The sequence below is a fragment of the Ruania halotolerans genome (genome assembly GCF_021049285.1).
GTDB lineage: Bacteria > Actinomycetota > Actinomycetes > Actinomycetales > Beutenbergiaceae > Ruania > Ruania halotolerans.
Genome location: NZ_CP088017.1, coordinates 894041 through 910327, shown reverse-complemented (window position 1 = coordinate 910327; position 16287 = coordinate 894041). Strand labels below are relative to the sequence as shown.

Annotated in this window: 15 protein-coding genes; 10 read left to right on the top strand and 5 right to left on the bottom strand. The window is 68.4% G+C overall.

Features of this window, described 5'->3' with window-relative positions; translation table 11 throughout:
- The first annotated feature begins 69 nt into the window (after nt 1-69).
- Nucleotides 70-1218, top strand: a complete 1149-nt coding sequence (locus LQF10_RS03955) for an ROK family transcriptional regulator (RefSeq protein ID WP_231066200.1) — start codon at nt 70-72, stop codon at nt 1216-1218.
- A 4-nt stretch (nt 1219-1222) separates the two neighbouring features.
- On the opposite strand, the gene LQF10_RS03950 is transcribed toward LQF10_RS03955, so the two are convergent.
- The 5 genes from LQF10_RS03950 to LQF10_RS03930 form a co-directional block, all read right to left on the bottom strand.
- A complete protein-coding gene (locus tag LQF10_RS03950) occupies nt 1223-1852 on the bottom strand; it encodes an acVLRF1 family peptidyl-tRNA hydrolase (RefSeq protein ID WP_231066199.1) in 630 nt (209 codons plus the stop codon).
- Nucleotides 1853-1881: 29 nt separating this feature from the next.
- Nucleotides 1882-3117 (bottom strand): MFS transporter, encoded by a 1236-nt coding sequence (locus LQF10_RS03945; RefSeq protein ID WP_231066198.1) that lies wholly within the window; start codon nt 3115-3117, stop codon nt 1882-1884.
- A 104-nt stretch (nt 3118-3221) separates the two neighbouring features.
- On the bottom strand, nt 3222-3524 hold the full coding sequence (locus LQF10_RS03940) for a hypothetical protein (RefSeq protein WP_231066197.1): 303 nt from the start codon (nt 3522-3524) through the stop codon (nt 3222-3224).
- Between the two features lie 92 nt (nt 3525-3616).
- Complete coding sequence (locus LQF10_RS03935) at nt 3617-4441, bottom strand: DUF3027 domain-containing protein (RefSeq protein ID WP_231066196.1); 825 nt, start codon at nt 4439-4441, stop codon at nt 3617-3619.
- A 10-nt stretch (nt 4442-4451) separates the two neighbouring features.
- Entirely contained in the window at nt 4452-4835 is a 384-nt protein-coding gene (locus LQF10_RS03930) for a cold-shock protein (protein WP_231066195.1), read from the bottom strand.
- 240 nt (nt 4836-5075) lie between these two features.
- Between LQF10_RS03930 and LQF10_RS03925 the strand changes: the two genes are divergently transcribed.
- The 9 genes from LQF10_RS03925 to LQF10_RS03890 all read left to right on the top strand — a co-directional run bounded on the left by LQF10_RS03925 (nt 5076) and on the right by LQF10_RS03890 (nt 16286).
- On the top strand, nt 5076-7403 hold the full coding sequence (locus LQF10_RS03925) for a helicase-associated domain-containing protein (RefSeq protein ID WP_231066194.1): 2328 nt from the start codon (nt 5076-5078) through the stop codon (nt 7401-7403).
- Nucleotides 7404-7617: 214 nt separating this feature from the next.
- A complete protein-coding gene (locus tag LQF10_RS03920) occupies nt 7618-9366 on the top strand; it encodes a polysaccharide biosynthesis protein (RefSeq protein WP_231066193.1) in 1749 nt (582 codons plus the stop codon).
- Entirely contained in the window at nt 9363-10499 is a 1137-nt protein-coding gene (locus LQF10_RS03915) for a DegT/DnrJ/EryC1/StrS family aminotransferase (RefSeq protein WP_231066192.1), read from the top strand. The genes LQF10_RS03920 and LQF10_RS03915 overlap by 4 nt, the downstream gene beginning before the upstream one ends.
- Nucleotides 10496-11104 (top strand): sugar transferase, encoded by a 609-nt coding sequence (locus LQF10_RS03910; RefSeq protein WP_231066191.1) that lies wholly within the window; start codon nt 10496-10498, stop codon nt 11102-11104. Before LQF10_RS03915 ends, LQF10_RS03910 begins: the two co-directional genes overlap by 4 nt.
- Nucleotides 11105-11746 (top strand): acetyltransferase, encoded by a 642-nt coding sequence (locus LQF10_RS19440; RefSeq protein ID WP_354002619.1) that lies wholly within the window; start codon nt 11105-11107, stop codon nt 11744-11746.
- Nucleotides 11743-13068, top strand: a complete 1326-nt coding sequence (locus LQF10_RS03905; protein WP_231066190.1) for a lipopolysaccharide biosynthesis protein — start codon at nt 11743-11745, stop codon at nt 13066-13068. The genes LQF10_RS19440 and LQF10_RS03905 overlap by 4 nt, the downstream gene beginning before the upstream one ends.
- A complete protein-coding gene (locus LQF10_RS03900; protein WP_231066189.1) occupies nt 13065-14462 on the top strand; it encodes an O-antigen ligase family protein in 1398 nt (465 codons plus the stop codon). Before LQF10_RS03905 ends, LQF10_RS03900 begins: the two co-directional genes overlap by 4 nt.
- On the top strand, nt 14344-15390 hold the full coding sequence (locus tag LQF10_RS03895) for a glycosyltransferase family 4 protein (protein ID WP_231067240.1): 1047 nt from the start codon (nt 14344-14346) through the stop codon (nt 15388-15390). Before LQF10_RS03900 ends, LQF10_RS03895 begins: the two co-directional genes overlap by 119 nt.
- Entirely contained in the window at nt 15387-16286 is a 900-nt protein-coding gene (locus tag LQF10_RS03890) for a D-glucuronyl C5-epimerase family protein (protein WP_231066188.1), read from the top strand. Before LQF10_RS03895 ends, LQF10_RS03890 begins: the two co-directional genes overlap by 4 nt.
- Nucleotide 16287 lies beyond the last annotated feature (1 nt).

The window sequence follows — 16287 nt, the reverse complement described above, 5'->3', positions numbered from 1 at the left end:
TCTGTTCCGCAAGAAGTGGCAGAATCGAGGTATCCTGCAGCACCGATGTCAGCCACGTGAGGAGCTCCCATGCCCCGCCCTGCGGCCACTGCGTCCACACAGGACCGGATCCTGATGCTGATCGGTTCCGGACGTGCACGGTCCCGAGGCGATCTCGCCGACGCCCTGGGCAGCTCACCGTCCACGGTCTCCCAGCACGTGCAGGCACTCATCGCCCGCGGACTCATCGAAGAGGGTGCAGCACGCGAGTCCAGCGGAGGCCGCAAGCCACGAGAGCTGCGCCTGGTCGACGGGGACGAGCACATGGGCGTGATCGACCTCGGCGGCCGGCACGCACGTCTTGGCGTGGTGCGCCGCGGTGGCGAGATCGTCGCCACCCGGGAGATGCCGGTGGACCTTCGCGAGGGTGCCGTCACCGTGATCAACGCCGTCGGCGCCGGGGTCGCTCACCTACTCGCCGAACAGGGTGTGGATGGCCGGCTCATCGGCGTCGGCATCGCCCTGCCGGGCCCCGTGGACGTCCGGCGGCGAGCCGTGGAGAGTCCCTCGCGGATGCCGGGCTGGCAGGGTCACGACATCGGCGAGTTGCTTGAAGCCGCCGCCGGAGTTCCTGCTGTGGTGGAGAACGACGCGAACGCAATGGCACTCGGTGAGCACTTCGACCGCTCGGCCCGGGTCAGCCATTCCGTGACGGTGAAGGCAGGCACGGCGATCGGTGCGGGTGTGGTGGTCGACGGCCAGGTCTACCGCGGTGCCGGTGGCGTGGCCGGAGACATTACGCACACGCGGGTCGGTGCCGCCGGGGACACCCCCTGCTCGTGTGGCAACCGCGGCTGCCTGGAGACGGTGGCCTCGGGCGCGGCGCTGGTTGGCCTGCTCGCCGAACGTGGCTATCAGGTGCAGACCACGGCCGACGTGCTCGCCCTGGTGCGGGATGCGGACCCGGTCGCCACGACGATGGCGCGCACTGCCGGGCGGCACCTGGGAGAGGTGCTGTGCGCCGTCGTGAACTTCTTCAACCCGGGGGCGGTCTACCTGGGCGGCGCACTGTCCACACTTGAGCCGTTCGTCTCGGCGATCCGGAGCCAGATCTACGAGGGCGCCCACCCGATGATGACGCGTGAGCTCGTGATCGAACCGTCCCAGCTCGGGGCCGACGCCAACCTCGTCGGCATCGCGCGGATCCTGGACGAGACGCTGTTCGAACTGAACACCTGAGGGTTCAGCCGCGAGTGGGATCGTCCACGCAGATCTGCGCCGATCGCGCTCGAGCCAGCGCCGTACGCAGCACGGTCAACCGAGGATCCGGCAGGTCGTAGAACTCGCGACGCGGCAGGTCCCTGAGCGCGGGCTGCCCGGTGTGTGCCGGGAGGTCGTCCAGAACGGCGGCCGCGAGCGCCCGGTCGCCACCGAGAACCACTCCCCCCGCGTCCGCTGGCAGCATCGTCGCCACTGCCTCGGCCACGTGCCCCACCAAGGCATCCGCCTGGTTTCCCCGGCGGCGGGCGAACCGTTGCTGGGACCACCCGCCGGCGGCCGTCCGGGACTGCACATACCGCCGTCCGGTGCGGTGCGCGGTCAGCTCTGCCTCGCGCGCAACGCCCACGGACCAGCCACCCCGGCGCACCAGGATGAGCCCGATCTGTGCCGGCCCGGCTACCCAGTCCTGCAATGCCTCCACCTCGGCCGGCGGCTGGCTGGGCCAGGCGGTGATCCGCGCCGTGGCACCATCCGGTGCCTGCACGAGCACTGAGGTGTCGACGATGTCCATCACCGTTTCCGGGTGACGCTCACCGAATCGGGTGAGCCAGCCCGGCAGCCGGGCGGCGGCCACGTCGATGCGATGTTCCACTGGGTCATCGTGGCAGACGGTGTACGCAGCTACTCGAGCAGACCGGCCCGACGGCGGGTGGTGCGGTTGGCGTGCACACTCCACCGTGGCGCCCAACGCCGCAGGGCGAGGGCGGCGAGCACGCCGATGCCGCCGGTGGCGCCAATCCCGGCAGCGAGCGACCCGAGCGCCGCCCCGGCGGAGACGACGAGAGGGCCGGCCGCCATCCCGGCGTCACTGTAAAGCCGCCAGATACCGAGGAACTGGGCCCGGGCGTGCTCCGGGGCGGCGTCGGCACCCAGCGTCATCAGCACGCCGGAGCCGATCCCGTTGCCGAAGCCCAGGAACACCGCCACCACGGTCACCGCGGCCAACCCCTCAGTCAACGGCAGCGCCACCATCGCCGCGGCGGTGACCAGCATGGAGGGGATCGCGATCCACAACCGGCCCATCCGGTCCATCACCTTGCCTGCCGGGTAGAACAGCAGCATGTCCACCGCGCCGGAGACTCCGAACACCACGCTCGTGGTGGCCGGTGCGTAGCCCAGGCTCTCGGTCCACAGCGGGAGCACCGTCTGCCGTGCCCCACGCATGGCGCCCACCAGCACCACCGCGGTTCCCAAGGTGGTGAACACCGGGCGCAGATCGCGGAAGACCGACCAGGTGGAGACCCGCGCGGGGGTGCCCGCACCGCTGGCGCCGGTACGCCCAGCAGACGCCGGGACGGCCCGCCAGACGACCACGGCGGCGAGCAGCGAGGTGACCACACCGAGCCAGTAGGACGGCGCGGCATCGCCACGTCCGAGCACCAGGGCGGCGCCGAGGAACGGGCCGAGGAAGGTGCCGATCCGGCCCACCCCGCCGAGTGAAGCGAGCGCGCGGGCCCGGCGCATCGGCGAGATCACCTCGGTGAGGTAGGTCTGCCGCGCGAGCCCGTACACGGCAGCTGCCGCACCGACGGCCACCACGGCAATGCCGAGAACCCACAGGTTGGGCGCCACGGCACAAGCCGCGAGCCCCGCCATCGCGACCACTGAGGAGCCGATCATCGCCGGCCGTTCCCCGAACCGTGCCGCGAGCGCTCCGGCGGGTACATCAGCAATGATGTGCCCGATGGGGATCAGTGCGGCGAGGAACGCCGCCGTGGCCGCATTCGCTCCCAATCCGATGGCGCTCACGGCAATCATCGGCGTCATGGCGCCGATACCCACGCTGAACAGCAACGCCGGCAGGTACACCCCACGCAGGAGCGGGCGCAACGAGTCACCGTGGGGTGGCGTACTCATACAGGGGCTGTCCTCCCTTCGCCTGCTGTCGCCGCCCTCAGGCAGGCATGGACCGGCGGTGCGCGGCTCGTGGCCGCGCACCGCCGGCAGATCTCAGTGGAGACTCAGATGAGTTCCTCGTCGCCGCCGCCCTGGACGGACTGCTGCGGCGGGATGCTGATCAACTCCTCGTCACCGCCCCCCTGAAGGGAGACGCGGGGTGGGACGCTGATGAGTTCTTCATCACCGCCGCCCTGGGTGGAGACCCGGGGTGGCACGCTGATGAGTTCCTCATCGCCGCCCCCACCCAGGATCGTGACGGAACCGGCGGAAACCACGCCGGATGCAGCAGGTGCGCCGATCAGCAGTGCGGCGGCGGCAAAGCCGGCAACCACGCCTGCACGGACGCGCATCGATATCGACTTCATGGCAGTGCCCTCTCCTCGGAGGCGCCGAACCCCGTCGATTCGGCGCTCGATTCCAGGGTAACGAAGGGGTCTCACACCTGCCGGGGAGACACTCAGTCGGCGGCCGGATCAGCCGGGTTCTTCGTGTCTGCGTCGACGGTCAGCACATCCACGCCCTGTTCGTCCACCACTAGCTCACTCTGGGTCCACTCGTGCCCCTGCGGGGGTACGTCAGTCTCGGAGTGCGCCCCGCATCCGTGGTCGAGCGAGACCACCTTGCCGTCGTCGGGTGACCACTCGTTGGCGCACACACCGAAAAGCTGACCCAGTGAGCCGCCGAGCGGGATGACGAACCCGCAGGCGGCGCACGGCTGATCGGCGGCGCGCGCTCCGGCTGACTCCGGGCCACGCGAGCCCGAGTACCAACGGGTCGCTGCAGCGTCGATCGCCTTGGCGTTCATCACCCGGTCCCGGCCGAGGCCGAGTTCGATGATCGCCACGCGGTCCTGCTCCGGGTCCCCGGTGGCGACATAGCCCTGCTCGAGTCGCGGATCGTCGGACACGTGCGGAAGACGGTCCGTGGGGTTGAGGTCCCCGGGCGCAAGCCGCTCGGACCAGGGCAACCATGCCGGGGCGAGGAGGGAGCCCTCGCCAGGAAGCAGGCCGCTCTCGCAGATCGTGGGGGTGCGGGACCGGGGTGCTCGGGCGACGGTGACGTACCAGCGCCATCCGCGGTACCCGGGCATCGTCGCCTCGAACCAGTGGATACCGAGCCGCTCGGACTCGATCTCGAAGCCGAGGTGCGCGCCAACGGCGCCGGTGTTCTCGGCCAGCGCGGTGCGAGCGAGTTCGACCGCTCCCTCGAGTACGGCGTCCTTCGCAGGGCGTCGGCCGGTGCCGGGCGAATCGGTGCCCGGGGTGAACGTCGGTGTGGTCATGCTGTCCACCTCACGCGTCGAACTCGTCGGCGACGGCCCGAAGGACCTTCGCCAGCCGGGCTGCTTCGGCCTTCTCCGGATATCTACCGGAGCGCAGTCGCCCGCCGGCGTGATCCAGGGACTTGATCAGGTCCTCCACGATCGTGGCCATCTCGTCGGCGCTGCGGCGGCGAGCGCGCACCACGGACGGCACGGGGTCGAGCAGGGTCACCGAGAGTGCCTGCGGGCCTCGCCGGCCATCGGCCACACTGAACTCCACTCTGCTGCCCTTACGGGGCGCCGTGCCGTCTGCGGGCAGGGCGGAGGCGTGCAGGAATACCTCTTGGCCGTCGTCGGCGGCGATGAAGCCGAAGCCGCGATCGGCGTCGTAGTACTTGACCTTGCCGGTTGGCACGGGGATCTTCCTGACTCTTGGCGGGACCGAACATCTGGATGCGTCTGCACGGTGCGCAACGCACCACAACTGTGCAGTTTACCGGCCGCGAGCTGCGAGGAGCGACCAGATTTCACCGCCCCGTGGCCGGCTCCTTCGTCGATGTGGCGGTTCGGGCCGGGCCGGGCTGCCGTACGAGACCACCGAATCCATGAGGGAGGCCAGCGGGGACGTGCACCCGCCGGCCGTAAGATGGTGCGGATGCCCTCCGGTGCTGCACGCCCGCTGCCTGACCTCGCTGAGGTCCTGCGTTCCTTCGACGACGCTCGGCTCGCCTCGCTGCTGCACCGCCGCCCCGATCTGGCCACTCCGCCACCCACGTCAATCACGGCGCTGGCAAGCCGCGCAGGCAGTCGCGGCTCCGTGGCACGGGCCGTGGCAGATCTGGACGCTCCGACGCTGGCCACTCTGGAAGCGGTGGTGCTGCTGGACCGAAGCGCCCCCTGCCTGCCGTCGGAGCTGGAGCGCGCGATCGGTACCCCCGTGGGGCCGATCGTGGCGCACCTGATCGATCTCGCACTGCTGATCCCTGTCGCCGAGGCCGTGGCTGCGATCCCGGCGGCCGGTGAGGTGATCGGCTCCTCACCGCTCGGACTCGGCCCTGGCCTGGCGGAGCTCGACGTCGACACCGGCGCCGGCTGGCCAACCACCACGCGCGCGCTCACTGCAGTAACGGCGAATGCCCCGGAAGACGCCCGGCGCACGCTGGACGCACTCACCTGGGGTCCGCCGGTGGGTACGGTGAGCCACGACATCCCCGCCGGGGCGCGCTGGCTCCTGGACGCTCACGTGCTGCATCGGCGCTCCGGCACCGAGTTGGTCCTGCCCCGCGAAGTCGCGATCGCCGCTCGTGGCGGTCGGCTGGTCCGCGAACTCGCCCTGTCCCCACCGCTGCCGGAGGCGACGCACCGCGACCCTGACACGGTGGCCGCCGAGTCCGTGCGCGCCGCCGAGGAGACGCAACGGCACCTGGGGGCCGTGATCGAGGCATGGGGGCGCAGCCCCGCACGCGTGCTCCGATCCGGTGGCGTTGCCGTACGTGACCTGCGCCAGCTCAGTGCCCGCGCCCAGATCGCCTCCGAGCAGGTCACGTTCGCCGCCGAACTCGCGGCCATGCTCGGCCTGATCGGCCGCATGCATGATGACGGCGGCTCCTCGTGGGCGCCCACACCGGAAGCAGACCTGTGGTCGGCGAGTGAGCTGACCGTCCGGTGGGCCGAGATGGCCCAAGCGTGGCTGTGTTGGAGTCGCGTGCCATGGCTGGCCGGAACGCGCACCGACAAGGGGGCGCTACGTGCGGCCCTCGGCCCGGATCTGGACCGTCTCTGGGCGCCCACGCTACGCCGTCGGGTGCTCGCCACTCTCGCGGCCTGGCCCCGGGGCAGCGCACCGGATCCCGATCAGGTGCGCGAACGGCTCGCCTGGTACAGCGCACGAGCGGTTCCGCCGGGATCTGCCGTCGCAGCCATCCTCGCCGAGGCGGCTGCCCTCGGGCTCACCGGTGCGGGAGCCCTCACCGCGGCCGGGCGCACCGTGCTCGCCGAGAGCGGGCTCCCTGGCGATCCGGAGCGGCCGAGCGTCGCAGCCAGCGCCCCGGAACGCACCCCGGCGCACGCACGGGAAGCAACCCGCAGGATCGCCGACGCGTTCACTGAGGCCCTGCCACCGACCGTCGAGGATCTGATCGTCCAGGGCGATCTGACCGGCATCGTCCCCGGCCGGCCGGGGCCCGCGCTGGCGGCCCTGCTGGCGGAGGCAGCCGACGTGGAGAGCCGCGGGGCCGCCGTCACCGTGCGGTTCACCCAGGCCTCGGTGCGCCGCGCAATCGAAGCCGGTACCGGCGCCGACGAACTGCTGAAGCGCCTGCGTGCTGCCTCGCAGGCGCCGCTGCCGCAACCCCTGGAGTATCTGGTCCGCGATGTCGCCCGCACACACGGGCAGGTGCGGGTGGGATCGGCGCGGTCATACCTGCGTGTGCACGACCCCGCCACCGCGACGGCACTGCTGAGCGATCCCCGGCTCGGCACGCTCGGTCTGCGATCCATCGCACCATCAATACTGGTCTCCCGCGAGGACCCGCACGTGCTGCTCGAAGCGCTCCGCGAGGCCGGGGCCGCGCCTGTGCTCGAAGGCGAGGATGGGTCAGTGGTCACCGTTCCGAGTCAGCGCGTCCGCGCCGCGCGAGCCAGCCAGCTTGCACCGGTCGATGACTCACCTCGGCCCGCCGTCGAGGACGTGGTGGCACATATGCGGTCCGGGGAGGATCGCGCACGCCGGTTGCTGGCGGACCGGGCCGAGCGCGCCGCACGGGAGCCTGCGCCCGCCGAGATCCTGGAGGCGCTGAAGCTGGCGGCCAGGGCAGGCACCGAGGTGGAGTTGGTGGTAGCCGGCACGCACGGCGGTGCGCAATCGCGAATCGTCCGTCCGTTGACCGTGGACGACGGGCGCGTGCGGGTGGTGGATGTGCGCCGCGATGCCGAGATCACCGTAGCGCCGCACCGGATCGTCTCGGTGCGACCAGTCGGCTGACGTGCCGGCACCGGCCCAAGTGCCCTCAACGTCGCTTCTCGACGATAATTGCTCCCCAAGCGCTCAACCGAATTGATCGCTAGTATAGCGATCACAGCGCGAATCTTGATTCGCGCACTCGGGCCATAGCCTGAGCGGCGGTGCGAACGCCTGCTATCAAAGGCGACAGAATGGGTGTTATATGGCTTGGGGAGAGAGCCTGGTCGACCGGCCGATGAGGAGACGCCTCCTCAAGGCCCTGTGGGACTGCTTCAGTTGGCTGTGCGCGATCGTCTTCGTCGCTGGTGCGCGTTACGGCTTCGACCTGGACCTCATGCACTGGGGCGCGATCGCGACCTATCTCGGGGCCGCCTGCCTGCTCCAGCTCGCAGTCGGGCTCCTGTTGATGCTGTACCGGGGGCGCTATCGCACGGCCAGTTTCGACGAGAGCATCGGCCTCGCCTTATGCACACTCCTCGTCGGAGCGATACTGACCTCATCGTTCCTGACGATCGGCCCCGCAGCGTTCCCTCCCGCGATGGCGATCGTGGCACCACCGATCGCCTTGCTCGCCATGGCGGCCGGGCGTTGGTGCTGGCGCATGTGGTACCAGCACGCCAGAGCGGGGGCCACGGGCGGCAACCGAACCCTCATCTACGGCGCCGGTGATGCCGGTCATCAGCTCATCCAGCTCATCCACACGAACGATGAGCCCTCGTTCCACGTGGTCGGCCTGATCGATGACAGCCCGACGAAGCGACATCTGCGGCTGCTGGGCGTGCCGGTTCTCGGCCGGAAGGAGAACCTCGCCCAGCTCATCGAGCAGTACGAGATCGGCACGGTCATTCTCGCAATCACCAGCGCCAGTTCGCGGCTCGTCGAGGAGACCTCCGCCACCGTCGAACAGGCCGGCGCGACGTTCATGGTGTTGCCCCCCGTCTCCCGCCTTCTCGACGGCCGCGTGCGGCTCAGCGATATCCGCGAGGTCGATATCTCGGACGTGCTGGGGCGGCATCAGATCCAGACGGACCTCAGCGCCATCGCGGACTATCTGAACGGCCGCACGGTGCTCGTGACCGGTGCGGGCGGATCTATCGGGGCCGAACTGGCCCGGCAACTGCATCGCCTCGGCCCCAGCAAGCTCATCCTGCTGGACAGGGACGAGTCGGCACTGCACAGCGTCCAGTTGTCCATCTACGGCCAGGGGTTGCTGGACACCGATGACATCGTGCTGGCGAGCATCCGCGACAGCGACGCCCTGGAGGCGGCGTTTGCCAAGCACCGCCCCGATGTGGTTTTCCATGCGGCGGCGTTGAAGCACCTGCCGCTGCTGGAGCAGTACCCGGACGAAGGGTGGAAGACGAACGTTCTCGGCACGCTCAACGTGCTGGAGGCCGCCAATCGATACCACTGCGCCAAGTTCGTAAACATCTCGACCGATAAGGCGGCGACTCCTTCCAGTGTGCTCGGCCGCACCAAGCGCCTCGCGGAGCAACTCACCGCCTGGTATGGGGCCCGTGCGATGGGTACGTACTTGTCCGTCCGGTTCGGCAATGTGCTGGGATCACGGGGATCGATGCTGCACACCTTCACCACGCAGATCGCGGCGGGTGGCCCGGTCACCGTGACGCACCCCGACGTGACGCGCTACTTCATGACTATCCCGGAAGCGTGCGAACTCGTGATCCAGGCCGGCGCGATCGGATCCGACGGCGAGGTGCTGGTGCTCGACATGGGAGAACCGGTGCGGATCCTCGATGTTGCCCAGCGATTGATCGCCCAGGCGCGAGCCGATGTGAAGATCGTTTTCACTGGCTTGCGGTCGGGTGAGAAGATGCACGAGATCCTGTTCAACGAGAGCGAGCATGGGGAGAAGCGTCATCATCCGATGATCAGTCACGTCGCAGTGCCACCCTTGGATCCGGGCGATCTGCCGGCCCTGCCCGGGCGCGAGCACCACCGCGAGAGCGCGCACATCACGTGAGCCGGATCCTCCTTTCGCAGCCCGACGTCACGGAGATCGAGGAGCAGTTCGTGCTCGACGCCGTCCGCTCCGGTTGGATTGCACCGCTGGGTCCGCACGTGGATGCCTTCGAGGCCGAGGTCGCCGAACGAGTCGGGGTCCGCCACGCCTTGGCGCTCTCCTCGGGCACCGCCGCGCTGCACCTGGCCCTGGTCCACCTGGGCGCCCGCCCGGGTACCGTGGTGGTGCTGCCGAGCATGACCTTTGCCGCCTCGGCCAACGCCGTGGCCTACACCGGCGCGGAGCCGGTGTTCGTGGACAGCCGCGCCGGGGACGGCAACGTGGATCCAGCACTGCTGATCGACGCGGTGGACACCCTCCGTGCCGAGGGCCGGGAAGTGGTCGCCGCCATGATGGTGGACCTGTTCGGCCGTGCCTGCGACTATGCCGAGATCGAGCCCGCCCTTGCTGAGCGGGGCGTGCCGCTGCTGGAAGACGCCGCCGAGGCGCTTGGGGCCACCTACCGAGGCCGCGCCGCCGGGTCATTCGGCCGGGCCGCGGCACTGTCTTTCAACGGCAACAAGATCATGACCACCTCCGGTGGCGGCATGCTGCTCAGTGATGACGGCGACTTGATCACGCACGCTCGCAAGCTCTCCACCCAGGCCCGGGAACCGATGCCGTGGTACGAGCACACCGAGATTGGCTACAACTACCGGCTCTCCAACGTGCTCGCCGCCCTGGGACGGGGGCAGCTCACCCGACTCGATTCGATGATCGCGCGGCGGCGTGAGATTCGGGAGATGTACATCAGTGCGCTCGCGGACCTGCCGGTGCGCTTCCTGGGCGAGGAGCCGGGGCGGGCGCATGAGGATGACAATTGCTGGTTGACCACGCTGGTTGTCGAGGATCCCGCCGTCGACGTCACCGAAGTCATCGCTACTCTCGGCGACTCCGGTATCGAGGCCAGGCATCTGTGGAAACCCATGCACCTCCAACCAGTGTTCGCGGGCACTCAGTTCGTCGGCAGTGGCGTAGTGGACGACCTGTTCGTGCGTGGTCTCGCCCTACCGAGCGGGTCGGCTCTGGCCGATGATGACGTCGCCCGAGTCTGTGAGCAGCTGACCGGGCAACTCGCTGGAGCATCAGGATGAGCTATACCGGCAAGCGATTTCTCGACCTCGCTGTCGCAATCCCCGCCTTCGTGCTCACGTCACCTATCCAGGCGCTCGCTGCGGTTGCCGTCCGAGTGAGCATGGGGCCACCCGTGTTCTTCCGGCAGCAACGACCAGGCCTTCTGGGGAAGCCCTTCGAGATGATCAAACTGCGCACCATGCGCCCAGCGGGTCCCTCCGGCGCGACCGATGACGCCTCCCGCCTCACCTCAGTCGGACGGTTCCTCAGGGCCACGAGCATCGACGAATTACCTGCCCTACTGAACGTGATCCGAGGGGATATGAGTCTGGTCGGCCCTCGACCGCTCCTGATGCAGTACCTCGATGAGTACACGCCCGAGCAGGCACGTCGTCACGAGGTCAAACCTGGACTCACCGGTCTCGCTCAGGTCATGGGGCGCAACGCGATCAGTTGGTCAGCTCGGTTCACGTTCGATCTCGACTATGTGGACAAGCACAGTCTGCGCCGCGACCTCCACATCCTCGGCCTCACCACGCTGCGCGTCTTTCAACGTCGCGGCATCGCCGCTCCCGGGGAAGCAACGATGCCGAGGTTCCGGGCCGGCGAAGGCGTGGAAAAGTAGATGCAGCCTCGGCCACTGATCATCATCGGCGCTGGCGGTTTCGGACGCGAAGTGGTCGAGATCATCCGAGCCGCCAACGTAGTGCGACCAGCCTGGCGACTACTTGGCGTAGCCGACGACGCTCCCTCCGACCTCTCGCTCGAGTCACTCCGGCGTGCGGAGACGCCCTATCTAGGTGCGATCAATGCTGCAATTGAAGCAGCAGGATCCTCGGTCAGTGTCATCGTGGCCGTCGGTAGCCCGCAGGTACGCGAGCGTCTGGTCGGGCAACTACCACCGGCGTGTTCGTTCGGTACCGCGATCCACCCTGACGCCACGATCGGAGGCAGTGTTGAGATACGGCCCGGGTGCGTTATTGCCGCCGGGGCCCGGCTGAGTGTCGAAATCACCGTCGGCGAACACGTGCAGATCGATCAGAACGTGACCATAGGACACGACTCTGAGGTCGGTTCTTACACCAGGATAAATCCTGCTGCATGCATCTCGGGTGGCGTTCGGATCGGCGATTCCTGCTACATCGGAGCCAATGCAACCATATTGCAGAATCTCCGCCTGGGACCAAATGCAACCATAGGTGCCGGGGCAGTCGTGGTACGAAATGTAGCCAGTTCCGCGACCGTCAAGGGGGTGCCTGCGCGGTGATCGCCCGCCGCTCGCGACGGCGGGATGCCCCGGGCCAAGCCGCCGCACCTGCCCACGAACCCGAACCTGCCTCGGACCGTGTCTCGAACATCGATCCGCTCCCGGCGCACCTCACCGAGACCGACTCCGGCAGCCCCCGCGCCATCGCACGCGTTACGCTGTCCCGCTACTTCGCGATGGCGCTCTCGGTGCTGGTCGGCGTGGTGCTCGCACGGTCGATGGTGCCAGAGGATCGTGGTGTCTATGCCGTCGCGCTCACGTTGACGGCGGTACCAGCGATCGTCGTGAGCGCTGGCCTGGAGACAGCTGCCTTGCGCACTGCGAATCGGGATCAGCGCGCCGAGGTGTTCGGGCTCATCATGCGGCGCATCGTCGTCATCACCGGCCTCATCGTTGTGCTCGTCACAACTGTGCTCCTAGCCCGGATCGGCATTTTGGGGCTGAGCACGCCACAGCTCGCCATCTGCCTCATCTCGATCCCGCCCGTGGTGGCCGTCCAGCTCTACGGCAACGCGATCCTGGGACTGCGCCGCTGGTGGGTTTGGGTGGCGGGCACGCTCATGAACGCCGCGATCTACCTACTGGCGACCATGGTGATCGCGGCCGTGGGGCAAGCAGGCGTCGCGGCATACCAAGTGGCGTTTCTCGCCGGATACCTGGTGGCACTCCTCTGCTTCGTGTGGGTGGTCCGCCGCCATCCACACGACCTGCGCACCGATCGCACATCCGCGGTAGCTCACACGGCCTCCCGGACGCGGTCTATCACCATCTCGCAGGCGCTCTTCATGCGTATGCAGGTCCCGCTTCTCCAAGCGTTGTCGGGCACAGCGGCGGTGGGGATCCTCGCCGTGGCCTCACCCGTGGCTGATCTCCTGCTCGTGCTTCCGGTCGCGGCCGGCACGGTGCTGCTGCCCCGGTACTACAGCTCGGAAACGTCGCCGACAGCGGTGCGCCACAACGCCCTCCGGATTGCGGCCCTCGCAGCGGCCGTCGGCGCGGTGGCCGCGCTAGCCGCTCCGTGGCTCGTGCCCCTGCTCTACGGCACCAACTATTCCGGCGCGGCGCGGGTTCTCCAGATCATGGTGCCGGGTGTCGTGCTCTTCTCCTACGCACGGGTCGTCCAGAGCTACCTCATTTCGCGCTCTCGATACCGGCTCGTCCTGTGGGCGAGCCTTCTCGCGGTCGTCGTCAGCGTCGGAGTGCAGTTAGCAGCGACCCCGTCGCTCGGAGCCATCGGCGGGGCGCTGGCGATCTCCGCGGGTTACACGACGATGTTCGTCGTCATCTGCTCCGCGCGGCTACGGGATAGGGTGGCCGAGTGAGCGTCGGTGCGGAACCGCTGCGAGGCTCGCGCGCTTTACTGCGCCTCGTTCCCTTGCTCCTCGTGATGGCGACGGCGGCGACGGCGGGCACCTCAACGGCAGGACCGTACCTAGCGGCGAGTCTGCTCGTGGCAGCCGGTCTCGTCATGAGCCTGACCCCAATCGCGAAGCCCGCCGCCAAGCCACGCACACTCCTCGTCGTCCTCCATGTGCTGATCCCGTTGCAGATCTTGGTGACTGCCTGGCTGCACCCTGGCAAGCTTGACGTTCTCGTCCTCCTCGGTGTCACGATCCTCACCGCCTGGATCACCGCGACCGAGGTCGCGCGCCGACTTGACCCGTACAGCGCGGTACGTGTGCTGCTGCTGGGAACCGCCGCTCTCGCGGTCGGCTACCTCGCCTACGCGGTACCGCGGCTCGGGACGCAAGCCCGGTATGCCTGGGTAGACGTGGCGACGAGCGGCCAGTGGCTCAACGCGAACGCGCTCGCACTGGTATTCCTCGTCGGCCTCGCAGTCGCGTTGGCGGGGATGTTCTCGGAGACCCGCTCGGCCCTACACCTAGTCACGGGCGCCCTGTGCACGGGCGCTCTGCTCCTCACCTTCTCGCGCAGCGGCTACCTCGCCCTTGCGGCCATGCTCCTCGTCCTCATTGCAACACGGCGTAGGGTCGCCGTCGCTGTCGCCGTCGCTGTGCTCGCGACACCGCTGACGCTGGCCATACCGAGTTCCGTGCGCGACCGCATCGAGTTCACGACCATCAACGGCAGTCTCGACCCGTCCTCGTCCGCACGGCTCAGCCTGTGGGAGTCCTCACTCGGCATCATCTCCGACATGCCGCTGCTCGGCAGCGGGATCCACGCGCTGCCGCTGGCCATTGAGCAGCAGGGCGGGCCAGCGGGGTACACGTTCGTGCACAACACCTACCTGTCGTTGCTTGCCGGCTTCGGCATCCCGATCGGCCTCCTGGTGCTCGGGGCGGTCGCCACCGCTTGGCGGCGCCGTGTCCGAGCACTGCGGCGTGGCGGCTCGAGCATCGACCTCGCCGTCGTGCTGGCTCTCACCGCGGCCGCCGTGTGCTCGATCTTCGGTGAGCCGCTGCTCACGCCGGTTACGATCGTCCCGCTCGCGACCCTGTTGGGCCTGCGCGAGCAGAAGGAGAAGGAGTCCCGACATGATGCGGGTACTACAGGTGTGCGGAACGGCCGACGGGGCATCGTGGTTCGTCGATCAGGTCACGGAGCTCGCTCGGCGCGGATACTATATCGAGGCCGTGGTGCCCGGCGAGGGCACGGTCAAGGAGCGGCTGACGCAGGCGGGGACCGCCGTGCACGTGATCCCATTCCGTGGCTATCACCCAAGGGACTGGCGTCGGCACGTTCGCGCGTTCCGTGACCTGGGCGCCCTCATGCGCGGCGGATCCTGGGACATCGTGCACGCCCACCTGTTCAAGTCCTTCATTCTCGCGCGAATAATACTGCGGGGCCGCCGCTCGCCGCGGCTAGTGACACAGGTTGCCGGCACCGTCCACCTCCAGAGCCGCCCCCTCGCGGCGATCGACCGAATGACGCTGCGCTGGGACACGGTACTTGTCGGATCCTGCACCGAGTTCGCAGAGACCTACGCCCAGCGCGGTGCCCGGCACACCGCCGTCAGTTTCTACGGTTGTCATACCGACCGGTTTGACCCGGCCACCTCGGGCGCCCCCTTGCGTGACCGCTATGGGCTAACGCCGAGCGATGTCGCCGTCGGTCTCATCGCGCACATGTACCCCACGCGACTGAAGTCGTTCAGGAACATCGGGGTCAAGGGTCACGAAGTGTTCATCGACGCCGCTCTCTCGCTGGCGAAGCAGGACGCGCGCCTGCGGTTCTTCGTCGTCGGCGACGAGTTCGTAGGCGATGGGAGCTACCGACGCGAGCTCGAACGCCGCGCTGCGCCGCTGGTCGACGGCGGACGCATGCACTTTCTGGGACATCGGACCGACATGCCGGACGTCATCGCCGGAATGGACATTTTGGTGAACCCATCACTGAGCGAGTCAGCGTCCTACACGATGGTCGAGGCCTCCCTGATGCGCCGACCCGTGATCGGCAGCCGGGTCGGTGGCCTCCCCGACACCATTATCGATGGGAGCACGGGATTGCTGGTACCCCCGGGTGATGACGGCGCCCTCGCAGGAGCCATCCGACGTCTCGCCGACGACCCGGAGACTCGCCACCACATGGGTGGGCAAGGTCGATCGCACGTGCTCGAGATGTTCGACATCACCAAGACGGTTTCCACCGTTGAAGAGATCTATCAGAGGGCCGTCGAACTATGACGACGCGACTGTGGCACCTCATCCGGCGCGCCCTCGCCTCCGGCACGCAGTACCGGGTGCTACCAAGGGCCCGGTGGGACGACCTGTACCCCATCGACTGCACGGTGTTTGGGCCCCACCTGGCCGCCGGCACACTCGTGGTCCGACTACCCGGCGACGACGGCGCTGAGTTCCTCCACCCGGTCGCCACCTGCTTCCGGATTCTTGCACGGTTGCAGCTCGACGACGGTCTCACAAGGGCGAACCGCGGCACAATATCCGCCGCCGTGCGCGAGTTGCTGGCGGCCCAGCAGGAAGACGGCTCCTGGCGGTATCCGGTCCGCGTAGCTCGCTACGGCGTCGCGCCAGGATGGTCCTCCGCGATGGCGCAGGGCCTCGCGACGTCCGCACTGCTCAGGAGTGCGGATGCGCTGCCAGCCGCCGAGGCGGCGGTCGCGCGGAGTCGGGTCGACGCGGCCATCGCCCATCTCCTGCGACCGGTCGAGGACGGCGGCTGCACCACGTATGACGCCGATGGCCTGCCATTCCCTGAGGAGTGTCCGGCCACACCAGCGCCGCACATCCTCAATGGCGCAGGCTTCGCACTGCTCGGTTTGCACGACTACGATCTTCGCTTCGGCGGCGATGCCGCCGCCCGCACCGCCCGAAGGTTGAACGACCTGCTGCCGAGATGGGACATCGGCTACTACTCGCGGTACGACATGCTCGGTCGATCACCGAGCTCACCCGACTACCACCGGCTCCACATCGCCCTGCTGCTCGTCTTCGAAGAGCTCTACGGCATGGAGTTCGGCATCTACGCCCGGAGGTTCCACGACTATGAGCGTCGACTACGGTCTCGCCTTCGCGCCCGCGTCATGCTCGCCGTCGACCGACTGCTCATCACGAGGGAGTAAG